The 16,361-nt window shown below is 47.6% G+C and carries 16 protein-coding genes and 1 riboswitch; of the genes, 11 read left to right on the forward strand and 5 right to left on the reverse strand.

Features of this window, described 5'->3' with window-relative positions:
* Positions 1-8 precede the first annotated feature (8 nt).
* Complete coding sequence (locus B067_RS0109070) at positions 9-1,109, reverse strand: trypsin-like peptidase domain-containing protein (RefSeq protein WP_020700295.1); 1,101 nt, start codon at positions 1,107-1,109, stop codon at positions 9-11.
* A 119-nt stretch (positions 1,110-1,228) separates the two neighbouring features.
* Here B067_RS0109070 and B067_RS0109075 point away from each other — a divergent pair, with 119 nt between their 5' ends.
* The 5 genes from B067_RS0109075 to B067_RS0109090 all read left to right on the forward strand — a co-directional run bounded on the left by B067_RS0109075 (position 1,229) and on the right by B067_RS0109090 (position 4,983).
* Entirely contained in the window at positions 1,229-2,005 is a 777-nt protein-coding gene (locus B067_RS0109075) for a Nif3-like dinuclear metal center hexameric protein (protein ID WP_019529766.1), read from the forward strand.
* A 60-nt stretch (positions 2,006-2,065) separates the two neighbouring features.
* Complete coding sequence (locus tag B067_RS0109080) at positions 2,066-2,287, forward strand: hypothetical protein (RefSeq protein ID WP_026244542.1); 222 nt, start codon at positions 2,066-2,068, stop codon at positions 2,285-2,287.
* A 137-nt stretch (positions 2,288-2,424) separates the two neighbouring features.
* Positions 2,425-3,174: a 23S rRNA (guanosine(2251)-2'-O)-methyltransferase RlmB gene (rlmB, locus tag B067_RS0109085; RefSeq protein ID WP_019529768.1), complete on the forward strand. Its 750-nt coding sequence runs from the start codon at positions 2,425-2,427 to the stop codon at positions 3,172-3,174.
* Between the two features lie 258 nt (positions 3,175-3,432).
* Complete coding sequence (locus B067_RS22240) at positions 3,433-3,555, forward strand: hypothetical protein (protein ID WP_276201901.1); 123 nt, start codon at positions 3,433-3,435, stop codon at positions 3,553-3,555.
* 123 nt (positions 3,556-3,678) lie between these two features.
* Positions 3,679-4,983: an NAD(P)/FAD-dependent oxidoreductase gene (locus B067_RS0109090; protein ID WP_019529769.1), complete on the forward strand. Its 1,305-nt coding sequence runs from the start codon at positions 3,679-3,681 to the stop codon at positions 4,981-4,983.
* A 186-nt stretch (positions 4,984-5,169) separates the two neighbouring features.
* Here the strand turns inward: B067_RS0109090 and B067_RS0109095 are convergent, their stop codons facing one another.
* Complete coding sequence (locus B067_RS0109095) at positions 5,170-6,837, reverse strand: NAD(P)/FAD-dependent oxidoreductase (protein WP_019529770.1); 1,668 nt, start codon at positions 6,835-6,837, stop codon at positions 5,170-5,172.
* Between the two features lie 505 nt (positions 6,838-7,342).
* A riboswitch (cyclic di-GMP riboswitch) is annotated at positions 7,343-7,442 on the forward strand.
* Between the two features lie 13 nt (positions 7,443-7,455).
* Here B067_RS0109095 and B067_RS22120 point away from each other — a divergent pair.
* Both B067_RS22120 and B067_RS0109115 read left to right on the forward strand, forming a co-directional pair.
* Complete coding sequence (locus tag B067_RS22120) at positions 7,456-8,094, forward strand: PEP-CTERM sorting domain-containing protein (protein WP_083921394.1); 639 nt, start codon at positions 7,456-7,458, stop codon at positions 8,092-8,094.
* Positions 8,095-8,462: 368 nt separating this feature from the next.
* Complete coding sequence (locus tag B067_RS0109115; RefSeq protein ID WP_019529774.1) at positions 8,463-10,262, forward strand: Ig-like domain-containing domain; 1,800 nt, start codon at positions 8,463-8,465, stop codon at positions 10,260-10,262.
* Between the two features lie 413 nt (positions 10,263-10,675).
* Here the strand turns inward: B067_RS0109115 and B067_RS0109120 are convergent, their stop codons facing one another.
* From B067_RS0109120 to B067_RS0109130, 3 genes are read right to left on the reverse strand one after another with little or no spacing between them, the layout of a single operon-like run.
* The gene (locus B067_RS0109120) at positions 10,676-12,034 is read right to left on the reverse strand and encodes an NAD(P)(+) transhydrogenase (Re/Si-specific) subunit beta (RefSeq protein ID WP_019529775.1); all 1,359 of its coding nucleotides are present in this window, start codon (positions 12,032-12,034) and stop codon (positions 10,676-10,678) included.
* A complete protein-coding gene (locus tag B067_RS0109125; protein ID WP_019529776.1) occupies positions 12,034-12,324 on the reverse strand; it encodes an NAD(P) transhydrogenase subunit alpha part 2 in 291 nt (96 codons plus the stop codon). Before B067_RS0109125 ends, B067_RS0109120 begins: the two co-directional genes overlap by 1 nt.
* 14 nt (positions 12,325-12,338) lie before the next feature.
* Entirely contained in the window at positions 12,339-13,490 is a 1,152-nt protein-coding gene (locus B067_RS0109130) for a Re/Si-specific NAD(P)(+) transhydrogenase subunit alpha (protein WP_019529777.1), read from the reverse strand.
* A 480-nt stretch (positions 13,491-13,970) separates the two neighbouring features.
* Between B067_RS0109130 and rpsF the strand changes: the two genes are divergently transcribed.
* The 4 genes from rpsF (at position 13,971) to rplI (ending at position 16,094) form a co-directional block, all read left to right on the forward strand.
* Positions 13,971-14,426: a 30S ribosomal protein S6 gene (gene rpsF / locus B067_RS0109140; protein WP_019529779.1), complete on the forward strand. Its 456-nt coding sequence runs from the start codon at positions 13,971-13,973 to the stop codon at positions 14,424-14,426.
* Positions 14,427-14,472: 46 nt separating this feature from the next.
* Entirely contained in the window at positions 14,473-14,700 is a 228-nt protein-coding gene (rpsR, locus tag B067_RS0109145) for a 30S ribosomal protein S18 (RefSeq protein WP_019529780.1), read from the forward strand.
* A 28-nt stretch (positions 14,701-14,728) separates the two neighbouring features.
* Entirely contained in the window at positions 14,729-15,577 is an 849-nt protein-coding gene (locus B067_RS0109150) for a hypothetical protein (RefSeq protein ID WP_019529781.1), read from the forward strand.
* A gap of 70 nt (positions 15,578-15,647) precedes the next feature.
* Positions 15,648-16,094: a 50S ribosomal protein L9 gene (gene rplI, locus B067_RS0109155; RefSeq protein ID WP_019529782.1), complete on the forward strand. Its 447-nt coding sequence runs from the start codon at positions 15,648-15,650 to the stop codon at positions 16,092-16,094.
* Positions 16,095-16,361: the final 267 nt, after the last annotated feature.

Raw genomic sequence — 16,361 nt, forward strand, 5'->3', positions numbered from 1 at the left:
TGGCGATCTTATTCGGGGCGGCTGCCGATGATAGTGGTGACATTAAAGTGGTTACGACCTCTCACCAGATCTATGCTGACCTGCTCGCCGGGGCGGGTAGCGGCAATAAGATTCATGCCTATGTTGCCATCGCCTATATCTTTGTCATTAATGGCAATAATGATGTCACCGGTTTGAATCATCGCTTGGTCGGCGGGGCCATTGCTGGCCACGGCGGTGACAACCACACCGTTGCCGGGGGGCAGCTTGTGATTTTGCGCTGCCATAGCGGTAAGCGGTTGCACCTCTACCCCCAGCCAGCCGCGTATAGCCTTGCCGTATTGAATTAAATCTTCGGCAATGCGCAGGGCTAAATCTATGGGTATGGCCAAGCCTATACCTTGGGAACCACCGCTGCGGCTATAAATGGCAGAGTTAATACCTAGCAGGCGGCCCTGAGCATCTACCAAGGCACCGCCTGAATTACCAGGGTTAATAGCGGCATCGGTTTGTATGTAGTTTTCATAGGTGCTGAGCTGCAAGCCGTAGCGGCCGGTGGCGCTGATGATGCCTTGGGTAACCGTTTGGCCAAAACCGTAGGGGTTGCCTATGGCCAGCACCACGTCACCTACCTGCGCCTGGGCGGGGTCGCCTAAATGGATAAAGGCTAGGTCATCGAGTTCTATTTTTAACACCGCTAGATCGGTGTCGGGGTCGCTGCCAACAATATTGGCCAAGGCTTCGCGGCCATCGTGCAATAGTATTAAAATTTCCTCAGCGCCGTTAATTACGTGATGGTTGGTTAAAATAAAGCCCTGCTCATTCATAATTACGCCAGAGCCCAAGCTTTGTTGTACGCGCTCTTTTTGCCGTATGTTATTGCGCTCTAGAAAGTGCTTAAAGAAAGGGTCATTAAATAAGGGCGGTAATTTCTGCTTAACGGTTTTTTTGGTATAGATGTTAACCACCGCCGGTGCAGCAATTTTCACCGATTGGGCATAACTGTTGGGGGTGGTGGTGGCGGTGTTATAGCCATGAACGCGGTCATTGTTGAGATATTGCAAAATAATAAAAGCGGCTAACACGCCGCAGAGTATCGGCCAGCTTAAAAATCGAAAGAGTTTGTTCATTGTTCGGACCATTATGGGGGTCATATTGGTAGACCCCTAGTATTCTCTGGGTTGTTAGCCTAGCATGATTTTTTTATTATCAGTATCCGCACAATGAGAAATAGCGCATAGAGGGTGTAATGAGTCAGGCCAAAAACACAATTACAATCAAACAGTTAGTCGCCGCCATCACGGGCCAGCTAGAACCTAGTCAGTTTCAAGATTACTGCCCCAACGGCCTACAAGTGCAGGGCGGTAGCGAAATAAAAACCCTGATCACCGGCGTTACCGCCTCACAAGCGTTAATAGACGCAGCGGTAAAGCACAATGCGGATGCCGTATTAGTGCATCACGGCTATTTTTGGAAAGGCGAGGATGCCTGCCTAACCGGCATGAAATACCGGCGCATCAAAACCCTAATGGATAACAATATCAACCTGCTGGCCTACCACCTGCCGCTGGATGCCCACCCGGTGCTGGGTAATAACTCCCAGCTAGCGCAATTGTTAGGCCTTACGGTAGAAGGTGGGCTGCAACCCGGCGAGGCGCGTCCTGTTGGTAATGTCGGCAGTCTTAATCCGCCTATGAGTGCGGCCGATTTTAGCCAGCGTGTAAAGCAAGTGCTAAACCGCGAGCCGCTATTAATTGGTGACGATGAAACCATGATAGCGCGAGTGGCTTGGTGTACTGGAGCTGCGCAAGGTTATATAGAGCAAGCCGTAGCAGCGGGGGCAGATTTATTTTTATCCGGCGAAATCTCCGAACCTACCGTGCACACCGCCAGAGAATTGGGCATACACTATATGGCGGCGGGGCATCACGCTACCGAACGTTATGGGGTTAAAGCCTTGGGTGAGTGGTTGGCCGCAGAGTTTGGCTTGGTACACCATTTTGTGGATATAGATAATCCGGTGTGATTTTTAGCTTATAGCTTAGCCAGCCAAGGCTGGGTGTTTTATTAAATGGAGTGCAGTGTAATGAAAGAAAAAATAAATGAACCCGCCTTACAGGCTTTAAAAATAGCCTTTAGCTATATGCCTAAAGCCACAGAGGTTAACCAGGACGAATACGGCGAGCGTTATCAGACCGTGCTTGAGCATATTGAAGCCGTTAGAGAAGTGTTGGTGATGAATGATGTAGACCCGGAAGCGGTTTATGGTGAAGTGAACCCTGAACTTACGCCTAGGTCTTCCTCTTAGTTCGGCGCTTTCGGTGATGGTAATTAATAAAAGGGAGCAAGTGGCAATCAGTTTTTTTAAAAACTCCCCAGCGCAAACTCTGCCAAAACCCTGTAAAATCCCCCGATTAACCCCTTAGCCATAGGCAGCTCTATTTCGTGAGTAACACAACCCTAATTTTTGGCATACACGCCGTCGCCTCTTTACTGGAACGCCAACCCGAGCGGGTAGAAAACCTCTATATTCAGCGCGGCCGCAAAGACGCCCGTATGGAGGCTTTATTGGCTAGCGCCGAGCAAGCCGCAGTGGCTTATGAGTATCTGGATAGAAAAGATTTAGACGAAATGGTGAAGGGCCAGCACCAAGGTGTGGTGGCGCAATCCCAAGGCAGCCAGCTATTGCGCGAGCGCGACTTAGAACTGCTGTTAGATGAACTGGATCACCCGCCGTTATTATTGATTTTAGACGGCGTTACCGACCCGCACAATTTAGGTGCCTGCCTACGCACTGCCGATGCAGCTGGCGTGGATGCGGTTATCGTACCTAAAGATAATGCCGCCGGCTTGAACGCCACCGCCCGCAAGGTGGCCTGTGGTGCTGCCGAGGTTATCCCCTTTGTGCAAATTACCAATTTGGCGCGCACCCTGCGCGAGTTACAGCAGCGGGGCATTTGGCTATACGGCACCGCCGGTGAAGCCGAGCAAGAAATCTACGATGTTGATATGTCTGGCCCCATGGCTTTAATAATGGGGGCAGAGGGCAAGGGCTTACGCAGGCTTACCCGTGAGCACTGCGACTATCTCATCAAATTACCCATGGCGGGCAGTGTGAGTAGCTTGAATGTGTCGGTGGCAACAGGGGTATGTTTGTTTGAGATAGGCCGTCAGAGACGGCCTGGCAGTCTCTAGTATGTAGTCGATAGTTCCTAGGTGATAGTCTCTAGTCGAAAGTCTCTAGTACCTAGTTGATAGTCTCTAGTGCTTAGTCGATAGACGCTAGAAAAAACATAGACTCCGGCCTGCGCCGGAGTGACGCAGTACATTATGCCCCGCCTTTACTAGCGACTAGAGACTAACAGCTAGAGACTCCCCTCCCAGCCATTGACAACAATGGCTGGGAGGGGTTTTAATGAACACTCATTCATTCCTGTATTGGCACTTGTGGTTATGAACACGATTTCCAGCGCTGGCAAGCCCACCTTTATTACCTGGTCGCACTGGGTCTGTACCTCCGCCTCTTGGCAGGACTACTTCCGCGGCGAAGACGACGATTCCGCTACTTTCTCATAAACGCTAGTCCTAAGGCCTATGTTATCGGGCCTGCGCTTTTTGCGTAGTGGACGCATTCTATCTATTGTATTTATTGGCGCTTACAGGCTAGGCCTGTGAGCCTTAATTAAGTGAGAAAGACTTATGTTGTGGTTAAAACCAACGCAAGAAACAACGGAACACACCGGCTCTTATTATGCCGCCACCGCCAACTGGCAAACCGACTACCCGCCATTAAAAGGTGAAGTGCAGGTTGATGTCGCCATCGTGGGTGGCGGTTTTACCGGGGTAAACACCGCATTAGAATTGTCCGAGCGGGGCTACAAGGTGGCTTTAATTGAAGCTAATAGAATTAGCTGGGGCGCCTCTGGCCGCAACGGCGGGCAAATTATTGGTGGCATAGGCCACAACCATGAGCAGTTTGAAAAAAGCATAGGTAAAGACGGCGTTAAACGTATTTACGATATGGGGGTGGAGTGCTGCGAAATTATACGCGAGCGTGTCGCCAAGTACGATATTCAATGTGACCTTAAATGGGGTTACGGTGATGTCGCGATTAAAGCGCGCCATATGCGCGAATTTGCTGAATTCAAAGAGTGGCAAGAAAAAAACGGCTATCCCCACGATTTAGAGATTCTTGATAAACAGGCGATCAAAGATTACGTGAACTCGGATAATTACATAGGCGGTATGATTAATAAAAACGGCTATGGCCATGTGCATTCGCTTAACTTATGTATAGGCGAGGCTAGAGTCGCCGAAAGCCTAGGCGCACAAATTTTTGAGCAGTCGCGCGTCACTAAAATCGTGCATGGTGCGCTGCCCGAAGTGCATACCGAACAGGGTGTGGTTAAGGCAAAATATGTGGTGACCTGTGGCAATGCCTATATGGGTGATTTAGAACCTAAGCTAGCTTGTAAGGTGCTGCCTTCCACTAGTTGCGTGATTGCCACCGAGCCCTTAAGCGAGGCGCAAATCCAACAAACCTTGCCCGCCGATATTGCCGTGTGTGACCCCAGAACCGCCTTGGATTATTTTCGCCTCACCGCCGATAAGCGCATGTTGTTTGGCGGCCTGTCTAATTACACCGGGCTAGACCCCAAGGACTTAGTCGGCACCCTGCGCAAAAAAATGCTGCAGGTATTCCCAGAGCTGGCTAATGCGCGTATCGATTACGGATGGAGCGGGCAAATGGGCATAGGCATTAACCGCTTAGCACAGCTGGGTCGCTTATCGGATAACGTCTTTTATATACAGGCCTACTCTGGCCACGGTGTGGCCCCCAGCCATATGACCGCGAGAATAACCGCCGAAATGATAGCGGGCCATGCCGAACGCTTTGATACTTTTGCCAGGGTCAAACATATGAGTTGGCCTGGGGGTAAGTTGTTACGTAGGCCGGCGATGGCTTTAGGGATGATGTATTACAAGATTTTGGATGAGCTTTAAAAAGATTAGCTGTAAGCGGCAAGCTATAAGTTTCAAGATGAAATGTAGTGACTTGTTGTTTGTGAATTGAGGGTAGAGACTTAACCTGTCTTATTGAGTCTTGCTACGGTAGGTAAAAATAAAATTAATTTACAATGGATAAATAAATAGTAACGGCTCCTTTTGGAGCCGTTTTTTTATGCCGAGCTAGCTGGTTGAGTCACTAGTAGTGACATCTACTTGTAATAAATCCAATGCCAGTGCTTCGGCAACTTTAATACCGTCTATGCCCGCCGATAAAATACCCCCCGCATAACCTGCGCCTTCACCGGCGGGATAAAGCCCTTTGGTATTGATATTTTGAAAATCTTTGCCGCGCTTTATACAAATCGGTGATGAGGTACGGGTTTCTACGCCGGTTAAAATCGCATCATTCATGGCGAAGCCTTTAATTTTTTTATTAAAGGCAGGTATGGCTTCACGAATGGCAGCAATGGCAAAGGCCGGTAAGGCTAGCGATAAATCACCTAGGCTAATGCCGGGTTGGTAAGAGGGCTTAACGCTGGCTAGTTCGCTAGACGCTTGGTTTTTGAGGAAGTCGCCGACCAATTGTGCGGGCGCGCTATAATCTTCGCCGCCTAGCTTGTAGGCTAATTTTTCCAGTTTACGCTGTAAGTCTATGCCTGCCAAAACATGTTCGGGATAATCTTTTTCAGGCTCTATGCCCACCACTATGGCAGCGTTGGCATTGCGCTCGTTGCGGGAGTATTGCGACATGCCGTTGGTGACTACGCAGCCTTCTTCCGAGGTGGCTGCAACCACGGTACCACCGGGGCACATACAAAAACTGTAAACGCTGCGGCCACTTTCGCAATGGTGCACCAGTTTATAATCCGCCGCGCCTAAAATGGCATTGCCGGCAAAGTCACCAAAACGGGCATCATCAATAACGGACTGGGGGTGCTCAATTCTAAAGCCTATGGAAAAGGGTTTGGCTTCTATATAGACCCCTTGTTGCAGCAGCATCTCAAAGGTGTCGCGCGCGCTGTGGCCTATCGCCAGTACTATGTGGCGGCTAGCCAGTGTTTCGCCACTGCTTAGTGTTAAGCCGGTAATTTTACCCTCGTGCTCGCCTTTGCCTTCGGTATTAGTTTCGCGATGCAGGGTTTCTACTTTTTGGTTAAAACGAATTTCGCCACCCAAGCGGGTGATTTCGGCGCGCATGGCCTCCACCATTTTTACTAGCTTAAAGGTGCCGATATGGGGCTTGCTAACAAACATGATTTCTTCAGGGGCTCCGGCTTTCACAAATTCGGTTAATACCTTGCGGCCCAAAAAGCGCTTGTCTTTTACTTGTGAATAGAGTTTGCCATCCGAGAACGTGCCCGCGCCGCCTTCGCCGTATTGCACATTGGATTCGCTGTTGAGTTTACGGTCGCGCCATAAGCCCCAAGTATCTTTGGTGCGTTGCCTTACGTCTTGGCCGCGCTCCAGTACTATGGGTTTTAGCCCCATTTGCGCCAACACCAAGGCGGCTAAAATACCACAGGGGCCAAAACCAATAACAATAGGGCGCTGTTGGTTTGGCTTGGGGAAGTTGGCATCAGCCTGGGCGACCAACTGATAGCGAGTATCCGGGCTGGGCCTAAGTGCTTTATTGCTTTGTAATAGCGATTTTTCAAGGCTTGCGCTCAGTACTACATCTAACTGATAAATCAGCAAAATATTGGCCTTTTTACGCGCATCGTAGCTGCGTTTAAACACGCTAAAGCTTTGTAACTCTGATGGTTTAATCGCCAGTTTTTCAATAATGGCAGCGGTGAGGTCTTGCTCAGTATGGTTAAGAGGGAGCTTAAGTTCGTTAATACGTAGCATGGCAAATAAACTGATTAGAAAGGGTGGTAAGGGCGTGTGCGGCGCATTTTAGCAGTTATGGAAGGTGTTAGCAGTAAGTGATGGTTTTGCTGTCTACTAATAACAATTCATCGATCACGGGCGCCATAAACAATGGTAAGGGGTGAGTGATGATTGTTTTTTTTATTGCCAAGGCATCGAACGGTCCCTTGCCTTGCTGCGGCCTTCAGCGCCTAACAAGCCTCAGGAATCACGGTTCAACGGAGTGTATAGGAAATAGATGGTCACATTTCTATTAGCTCCCGCGCTTTAGCTCTTAAATTAGTTGTTGTTATCAGCTGAGTGCTAAGAACATAGAAAGCGCATTGTTTCTGTATAGAATGATTGAATAAAATGATAGTCGATTTTCTTTACGTTTTATATGATTTAATTAAGTATGGACAGTTAGTAAATTTATATAAAACAGATGGTTATGTGTTATGGCTTGATAATTGCTCTTGTCGGGTGGGACATGAGTCCCGCAATGATTGTTAATTGCCAAACCTTTCGTGAGGAAGGGACGGAAAGCCACGGGCCTAGCTAAGCTAACGACATAGCTAAATAGGGAAGGCGGCCGGGTTGCATCAAAGGAGTATTACTATGTCATTTCGATTATTTAAGAGCGCTATCGCAACAGTAGCTTTGAGTTTTAGCGCAAGTAGCTTTGCAATACCCACGCTAGATTTTGACGTCAACGGCCCCGGCTCGTCGGTAAATTCTAGTGGAATTACTTTATGTTCGGGCTGCTCAACAAATTTCACCCTTGCATCAGGCTTGGATAGCGAAATATTTAGCTTAGCATCGGGCGATAGCTACACCTTTGATTTTTTTACGGCGGATCTCTATGGCCCCGCTTCTGGCTGGGGTGCTATAGGTGGTGTGATTGAAGCAACACTTGCCTTTACTTCACCCGATAACGTTGACGGTAGTGGCACAGGCCTTGGTGGCGGCGCTTGGGGCTGGTTTTTTGGTTACGGTGGCGCTGGTGGACTGACCTTCGACCTTGCTGGTCAGCCTAGTGATATTTTATTAGCTAGTGGCTCGTCATTCGGCATTGAGTTCTCTGCGTCTAGCGACTCGTGCGGCGGAAAAGGTTGTACTTTGTCTCAAACCATACAGGCCACAGTAACAGCCAAAGATGTTGTTGCTTCAGTGCCAGAACCCGGCTCAATGGCGCTACTTGGTCTTGGCTTGATTGGTCTTGGTTTAAGTCGTCGTAAAGCTAAAGCATCAGCTTAGTGATAAATTAAGTAAGAATCATAGCGGCCCTTTTTAGGGTCGCTTTTGTTACAGGTAAAAGCAATTAACGTTGCTATTGGCGTATCGCAGTCTTGCTCTGCACGGATAAGCGTACATATTTGCTTATTATCTTCAGTTGACTGAATTTCACCCACTTTTCACCTCTATGCCCTTGCATATCAGATTCTTAAAGTGGCTGTCTTGTTAGTCGTTAGTAGTGAAAATGACATAGGCTTTTATTCTTAAAGGTCCCGGCCTGCCAAAGTCACTCTATTTAACGTAAATTGCGCCCATAAATTCAACTTACTTCACCTCTGTTCACTCTTTGGTTGTGTAGATTTATAATTAATGATCTTTAACCTCTTAAAATGGATGTTTTATTAGTGGCTGGTGTCGCTTTTAAGTGGCGGTACATGCTATGTTTTGGCTGTTGTAAAAAGAAAAATAATACCGTCATAGGTGTCAACCTTAAGGATAGGTTTCAAATGTTTAATGTAGTCAAATTGGTTTTAATTCTCTGTTTAAATTTTTGTTTAGTGGCTTGTGGCGGTGGCGGATCAAATGGTTCGGTTGATGAGGAAGTAACGTCTTCTTTAACAGTTTCTAATACAAACCCTTCAAATAATGCAGCAAGTGTGTCGCGCAGTGATTCAATTACGGCAAAGTTTAATGAGAATTTACTTGTTAGTAGCGTCGATGGTAGCCGTTATTACTTGCAGAGCCTGTCGGGCTATGAGTCGATAAGCGTTAGCGTGAGTGGAAGCGTGGCATCACTGGTTGCTATAGAGCCCCTTTTATTATTAACGCCTTATACTGCGACACTTTCCGCACAGATAGAAGGTGAATCTGGGGCTAAGTTAGAAAGCGATTTTAGCTGGAGTTTTATCACCGAAGATGGCGAGTGGGGTGAGGCAGTAAAAATTGAGAATGGCGCTGCTTCTGGCCGCGATGTCCAAGTAGCTGTTAATGAAAGCGGTAATGCTTTGGCTGTTTGGGTGCAAAGTAATGGCGTTCAAGACAGTATTTGGGCAAATAGATATACGGCCATTGATGGTTGGGGTACGGCTGTGCTTATAGAAACTAATGATGCAGGCCCGGCAGCCACCCCACAGCTTGCTATTGATGATGACGGTAATGTTTTAGTTGTTTGGTCCCAGTCTAATGGTTCTGTAGCAAGTGTTTGGGCAAATCGCTATACGGTCGGTGCAGGCTGGGGTGTAGCTGGGTTATTAGAAGTAGATGATACGGGGGCGGTCCTTAACCCAAAAATAGCTGTGGATAATAATGGCAATACTTTCGCAATATGGTCTCAATATGACGGGCCTCATGGCATACCTGGAGGCACAGCAAAAAGTTATATTTGGGTTAACTATTATACGGTAGGAATAGGTTGGGGTGTTGCCGGGCAAATTGAGGCCCATAGCCAGGGTGGGGCAGGTTACCCTGAAATAGCTTTTGATGATGAGGGGAATGCTCTGGCTATATGGACCCAAACAGGTGTTGCCGAGCATATTTGGGCAAGCCGCTATTCGGTTGGTGCTGGCTGGGGGGTAGCTGAAGAAATAGAAGCGGCAGGTATGGGGAATGGATTTTTACCCGATATAGCTTTCGATGATGCTGGTAACGCTATAGCTGTTTGGGGTCAATATGATGGTGTTAATACAAATATATGGTCAAATCGTTATGCTGCCGGTGTTGGCTGGGGTGAGGCCGAGCGAATAGAAAATAGCGCTGTTGATAGCGGGTCATTCCCTCGCATTGCAGTTGACTCTTTAGGCAGTGCTCTGGTTGTTTGGCAGCAAATGGACTCTGGCCGTTCAAGTATATGGGCTAATCGATACAGCCTAAATGTTGGGTGGGGTGAAGCAGAGCTTATTGAGTCAAATGATGTGGGGCATGCTTATGCTCCTCATTTGGCGGTAGATAGTAATGGCAACGCAATGGCTATTTGGAGACAAAATAGTTTGACTGCGCGTTCGGATATTTGGTTTAGCCGTTACCTTAATAATAAGGGCTGGGAGAGCCCTGAGCTAGTTGAGACGAATGATATAGAAGCTTCATTTGCTCCGGGATTAGCGGTTGATGGTAACGGTAGGTTTATGGCTGCGTGGTTTCAACTGGATTATATTACGGGGACGAACAATATATGGGCCAATCGCTTTGAGTGATTAAGTGTAGAGGTTTAGAGACTGTAGTGGCTCAAACTTGATCTAACAGTTCCCCTTTTTTATCCGGTGCCTGTCAGATAAGATCTAAATTCCTACAGTTAATAATTGGGTTGAATACCCGGAAGTCATTAGGTATCGGATTAAGTCCGACATGACAGGGTTCTATTCCTAGGCCCGGTCTTACATAGACAGTAGCTTTAGTCGTTTTACCTCTGGTAAAAGGTGAGGCTCAGGTATGATTCTTAAAGTGGGTGTCTTGTTAGTGTGCTACTGCGAGCGATGGCTAAAGGCGTGCTTCTGGCCATGGCTAAGAAAAGGCAGGTACAAAAAAAGCGACGCCCGGAAGAGATTCGCTTTATGGTTAACTATGTAGGAAAGAGTGACCCTAGCCTCACTCTTTATGGCGTGTTCGTTTATTCAAATTCGCGAATAATGGTAGTAATACTTTCCTTGGCATCGCCGAAGATCATGCGGGTATTTTCTTTAAAGAATAGCGGGTTAGCGATACCGGCAAAACCTGACGCCATTGAGCGTTTCAAGACAAACACGGTGCGTGCTTGATCCACATTGATAACGGGCATGCCGTAAATTGGGCTTCCTTCCATCTCGCGAGCGGCTGGGTTAACAACGTCATTGGCGCCGATAACAATAGCGACATCGACCGTTTCCATACGTGGATTGATTTCATCCATTTCTAGCAATAAGTCATAAGAAACATCTGCTTCTGCCAGTAAAACATTCATGTGCCCGGGCATACGACCCGCAACGGGGTGTATGCCGTAAAGCACATCAGCGCCATTTTCCTCTAACAACTCCTGTAGCTCTTTAAGTGCATGTTGAGCTTGGGCAACGGCCATGCCGTAACCGGGAATGATAGCGACTGTGCTTGCCGCCTCTAAAATATAATAAGCGTCTGCTGGTGTCAGGGGCTTTACTTCGCCTTCGATAACGTCGGTCGTAGCTTTTACCGAGCCGAAACCTGAGAACAAAACGTTGCTTAATGAACGGTTCATCGCCTTACACATGATTTTAGTCAGGATGATGCCTGAAGCGCCAACCAAAGAGCCGGCAACAATCAGCAAGTTATTACCAATCGCAAAACCTGCCGCGCAAGCGGCTAAACCCGAGTAAGAGTTCAGCAGTGAAATGACCACCGGCATGTCGGCACCACCGATGGGGATAACCGCCATGATGCCAAATAGCAGGGCTAAGGCAACAGCGGCGTACAAGTAGTTAGCATTGCTTGGTTCCATCACGAACATCATACCGCAGGCAATAATGGCCAAGACGATTAAGCTGTTTACAACCTTTTGCCCAACAAAGACGATAGCTTTGCCAGCAATGCGCTCAGACAACTTACCCCAGGCGATGAGGGAACCGGTAAAGGTTAAACCGCCTATCAAAATCGATAAGAAGATGGTGATCATGGTGAATGTGTTAGCGCTAGGGTCAATAGCAGACCAACCAACTAATAAAGAAGCCAGCCCACCAAAACCATTAAACAATGCCACTAGCTCAGGCATGGATGTCATTTCAATCATGCGTGCAGCTGTTGCACCTATGATGGCACCAATCGCAATGCCAATAGCAATATTGCTGTAGCTAATTATACCTTGGTCGAATAATGCGAAAACAACCGCGATTAGCATGCCTAGTGACGACAGCATATTGCCCTTACGAGCCGTCGCGGGAGAACCCAATAACTTTAGGCCAAAAATAAACAGTGCCGCCGATATAATGTAGGCAATGTTAATAATAATATTAGTATCCATTACTTACTGCCCTCTTTTTTCTTGAACATCGCCAGCATCCTATCGGTAACCATATAGCCACCCACCACGTTAATCGTCGCTAGTGCGACTGCGCCAGTCGCTAGCCAAGTAGAGAATTGTGGGTCACTGGTATTACCTGCTAACGCTAAAGCACCAACCAAGGTGATGCCGGAAATAGCGTTTGAACCTGACATTAAAGGCGTGTGTAAGGTAGAGGGAACTTTGTTGATTAACTCAAAACCTAAAAAGATAGAGAGCATCAAGATAAAGATAAGAAAAACGATTTCCATGACAATCTCCGTTGTTAAGACTGGGGTGTCTTGTTGTAGTGGTTTTTAATGACGTCGTTAACCACGGCGCCTTGGTGAGTGATAACGCAACCTGTGGCAATTTCATTGTCAAAATTCAGCGCGAAAGTTTTGGCTTCTTCATCCCAAAATTCATCAACGAGATTAAACAGGTTGCTAGAATACATCTGGCTGGCATCGCGAGGTACGTCGCTCGCCCAGTTGCCGGTGCCCACAATATGAACGCCATTTTCAGTGACAACGGTCTCTCCGGGTGCAGAACCTTCAACGTTGCCACCGTTTTCAGCCGCCATATCGACGACTACTGAGCCGGGCTTCATTGCCGCAACAGCATCAGCGGCGACAATAACGGGAGGCTTACGGCCAAATAGTTGTGCGGTTGTGATAACAACATCCGACTCAGCTATTTCCGCTTTCTGACCCTGCTTTTGTAATTCCATCTGTTCGGGTGTTAAGGCCAGCGCATAACCCTCTTTAGTTTGACCGGTTTCACCTAAATCAATTTTCAGAAATTTAGCCCCTAACGATTCAACTTGCTCGGCTACCACATCCCGGGTATCGAAGGCTGTTACTTTAGCACCTAAGCGTTTGGCCGTTGCAATGGCCTGCAAACCGGCCACCCCCGCGCCAATGATAAAGACCTTGGCTGGTTTTAATGTGCCGGCTGGCGTCATCATCATGGCAAAAATACGATTAAGTGCATTGGCGGCTTTAAGAACCATTACATAACCCGCGAGATTAGCCTGTGAACTCAAGGCATCCATTTTTTGGGAGCGGGTAATGCGGGGAATCATTTCCATGGATATGGCGGAAACGTTTTTGGCCGCCATTTTTTCAACCAGCTCGCGTTCATTGAATGGGTCGAGAAAACTGATATGGGTGCTTCCCGGTTTTAGCAAATCCACTTCAGCCAGTGTGGGCTTGTGCAAGCGCAGCACGATATCTGCGCTGGCAAGCAATTGTTGCCTATCTGTGTTGATTGACGCACCAGCCTCTTTGTAGTCGCTATCAGAAAAGCCAGCGGCTATGCCCATGCCCGCTTCAATGGATACATCAGCACCAGCACGCACTAGTTTTTTGACGGAGTCGGGTACCAGCGATGCACGCCTTTCACCGGACAAGGTCTCCTTGGGGATAACAATCAACATTAAGTCACCGTAATCATCTAAAGGGATTTTGTTTACATGTAATGATACTTGGTCGCTATGTGGCGAACAATACGGCTGTAGGTATAGTCGCCATAACTAACAGTTATGTGATAATTTCAAGAATTTCAAGGGGTCAGAGTCTTTGTTCTCAACCTAAGGTTTAGCGCTATAGCCTGGCGGTATGACTAACGAGAGAGGCGCTTCGAGCGCCTCTCTCGTTTTCAAGGACTTTGACCCCCTTGAAGCCGGACCCCCTTAAATCCCAGCTCTTCAGTCAATAATAGAAGCATATGACGCCTATTACCTCCAGTTGGCTGAAATTCACCCACTTTTCACCCTTGTGCCCTTGCATATCCGGGGCTGTTTGCATAAAATCGCGCCTCCTTTCGATCCGGCTCGCTTGCTTGCCAAGTAACGGTTCGATACTCCTTGTCATACTGGCTACGATTGCTGGGTGACTTAAACCCGTAAGGAGCGTTTATGCGTCATTACGAAATCGTATTTCTGGTACACCCAGATCAAAGTGAACAAGTGCCCAGCATGGTTGAGCGCTACACACAAACTATTGAAGCTGATAGTGGCAAAATCCACCGTTTTGAAGACTGGGGCCGTCGTCAACTGGCTTACCCGATCAACAAAATTCACAAAGCTCACTATATTCTTATGAATGTTGAAGCTTCGCAAGCAGCTATGGACGAGCTGGATACAGCTTTCCGTTATAACGATGCTGTATTGCGTAACATGGTTATTCGCTGTGATGATGCTAAGACTGAAGAGTCGCCCATCATGAAGGCAGAGAAAGAGAGCCGTGAGCGTCGCAATAGCCGCACTGAACGTGCTCCAGAAGCAGAAACTGCTGCCGAGCCAGCTGTTAAAGCCGAAGTTGAAACTGAAGCTAAAGCCGAAGACGTTTCAGAAAAAGCTAGCGAAGAGTAATTAACTCGCTGCTTGGCAGCGTAATTGTGAATTTAGGAGTAACACCATGGCACGTTTTTTCCGTCGTCGTAAGTTCTGCCGTTTTACCGCAGAAGGTGTCAGCAAGATCGATTATAAAGATCTAGACACATTGAAAGCTTATGTTAGTGAAACTGGCAAAATTGTACCTAGCCGTATCACTGGCACTAAAGCCAAGTATCAACGTCAATTAGCGACTTGCATCAAGCGCGCACGCTTCTTGGCTTTATTGCCTTACACTGACCAGCACAAATAAGGTTAGCCAAAGGCTGTAGGGATCAGATATGCGCGCCTTAGCTGAATTTGTAATGAAAGGCAGGTGGCAGGCTATTTTGGTAGCTGTGCTGGCCTCTACAACAGTTTTATTTACATGGGTAGGTGCAGCAGTAGTTGCCCTAGTCATATTACGCCAAGGTTTTAAAGAAGGCTTTACGGTTCTTCTTTGGGCATTACTGCCTAGCATAGTGATGGTGGTGTTGGGTGATACCGGTCCACTGGCAACCATGTTAGGTACGGCGCTGCTAGCCAGCGTGTTAAGAGCCACCACTTCGTGGCCTTTAACACTGATTGCAGCGGTGGCCTCAGGCGTATTAACAGGGCTTGCTTTATTAGCATTTGGGCAAGCCTATATAGAAGAAATTTTGCGCTTTGTGTCTGAGCTTATCACTCAGGTGCAAAATCAAGCCGCTAAGGGTCAGCAGGTAGCGATATCTGCGCCTACGGTGGTGCAAATCTTGGGCTTATTAGGCTTGGGTAATGCCATAACGGTGACGTTATGTTTGATTTTGGCGCGTTGGTGGCAGGCGCTGCTGTATAACCCTGGTGGATTTCGCCAAGAGTTTTACAGCTTGCGATTAACGCCACCATTGACTGTGTTACTGCTAGTGGCTGGCATTGCGTTGTCGTCACTGGGTGCAGACTACCGGTTTTGGGCACTGATCTGTGTGGTGCCCTTTATGTTTGCAGGCTTTGCTCTGGTGCACGGATTAGTGGCCAAGAAGCAAATGAACGGGCGTTGGTTGGGCCTGTTCTATATAGGGTGGTTTATTCTAGACCCTATTAAGCTGCTGCTATTACTGGTGGTTGTTGTGGACAGTTGGTTCGACTTAAGAGGGCGTTTGGGCAAGGCATAGCCTGCACTGGCGCTATTAGAGTTTTGACAGACCAGCGGAACGCGGTCTTACAAGAGAAAAGGTGAATATAATGCAAGTTATTCTGCTCGAAAAAGTAGGTAAGTTGGGTGAGTTAGGCGACAAGGTAAATGTTAAGGCTGGTTTCGGCCGCAACTACTTATTACCTTATGGCAAAGCTGTTTCTGCAACTAAAGCAAACGTTGCTGATTTCGAAGTACGTCGTGCTGAGTTAGAAGCTGCGGCTACTGAGAAGCGCGCTACTGCTGAAGCACGTGCGGCTAAATTAGCCAGCATCAATGTTGTTATTACTGGCAATGCCGGTGACGAAGGCAAGCTATTCGGTTCTATCGGTACACGTGACATCGCTGATGCCATAACTGCCGCTGGCGTTGAGGTTAGCAAAAGCGAAGTTCGTTTACCTATCGGTGTAATCCGTGAAATAGGCGAATTCGAAATTGACGTGCAATTGCACTCAGAAGTAACGCAAACCGTTAAAGTTTCGGTAGTTGCTGAGTAAGATGCAGTCGCTAGTGCTTAGTCGCTAGTTGCTAGATTAAGAAAAAGGCCAGCTCCCTCTGTGGGTACTGGCCTTTTTTTGTTGGTTTGGGAGTCGCTAGCTCTTAGTCTCTAGTTCCTAGTGAAAAGATTAAAAAGCGCTGGACAAGGACTGTAGGTGCGGCAAGATTTTTACTATCGACTATCGACTATCGACTATCGACTATCGACTATCGACTATCGACTATCGACTATCGACTATCGACTATCGACTATCGACTATCGACTA

Source organism: Dasania marina DSM 21967 (genome assembly GCF_000373485.1).
GTDB lineage: Bacteria > Pseudomonadota > Gammaproteobacteria > Pseudomonadales > Dasaniaceae > Dasania > Dasania marina.

Coding starts and splice junctions, on each gene's coding strand:
- B067_RS0109070 (WP_020700295.1), bottom strand. CDS start 1,109: ATGAACAAACTCTTTCGATTTTTAAGCTGGCCGATACTCTGCGGCGTG.
- B067_RS0109075 (WP_019529766.1), top strand. CDS start 1,229: ATGAGTCAGGCCAAAAACACAATTACAATCAAACAGTTAGTCGCCGCC.
- B067_RS0109080 (WP_026244542.1), top strand. CDS start 2,066: ATGAAAGAAAAAATAAATGAACCCGCCTTACAGGCTTTAAAAATAGCC.
- B067_RS22240 (WP_276201901.1), top strand. CDS start 3,433: ATGAACACGATTTCCAGCGCTGGCAAGCCCACCTTTATTACCTGGTCG.
- B067_RS0109090 (WP_019529769.1), top strand. CDS start 3,679: ATGTTGTGGTTAAAACCAACGCAAGAAACAACGGAACACACCGGCTCT.
- B067_RS0109095 (WP_019529770.1), bottom strand. CDS start 6,837: ATGCTACGTATTAACGAACTTAAGCTCCCTCTTAACCATACTGAGCAA.
- B067_RS22120 (WP_083921394.1), top strand. CDS start 7,456: ATGTCATTTCGATTATTTAAGAGCGCTATCGCAACAGTAGCTTTGAGT.
- B067_RS0109115 (WP_019529774.1), top strand. CDS start 8,463: ATGGATGTTTTATTAGTGGCTGGTGTCGCTTTTAAGTGGCGGTACATG.
- B067_RS0109120 (WP_019529775.1), bottom strand. CDS start 12,034: ATGGATACTAATATTATTATTAACATTGCCTACATTATATCGGCGGCA.
- B067_RS0109125 (WP_019529776.1), bottom strand. CDS start 12,324: ATGGAAATCGTTTTTCTTATCTTTATCTTGATGCTCTCTATCTTTTTA.
- B067_RS0109130 (WP_019529777.1), bottom strand. CDS start 13,490: ATGTTGATTGTTATCCCCAAGGAGACCTTGTCCGGTGAAAGGCGTGCA.
- rpsF (WP_019529779.1), top strand. CDS start 13,971: ATGCGTCATTACGAAATCGTATTTCTGGTACACCCAGATCAAAGTGAA.
- rpsR (WP_019529780.1), top strand. CDS start 14,473: ATGGCACGTTTTTTCCGTCGTCGTAAGTTCTGCCGTTTTACCGCAGAA.
- B067_RS0109150 (WP_019529781.1), top strand. CDS start 14,729: ATGCGCGCCTTAGCTGAATTTGTAATGAAAGGCAGGTGGCAGGCTATT.
- rplI (WP_019529782.1), top strand. CDS start 15,648: ATGCAAGTTATTCTGCTCGAAAAAGTAGGTAAGTTGGGTGAGTTAGGC.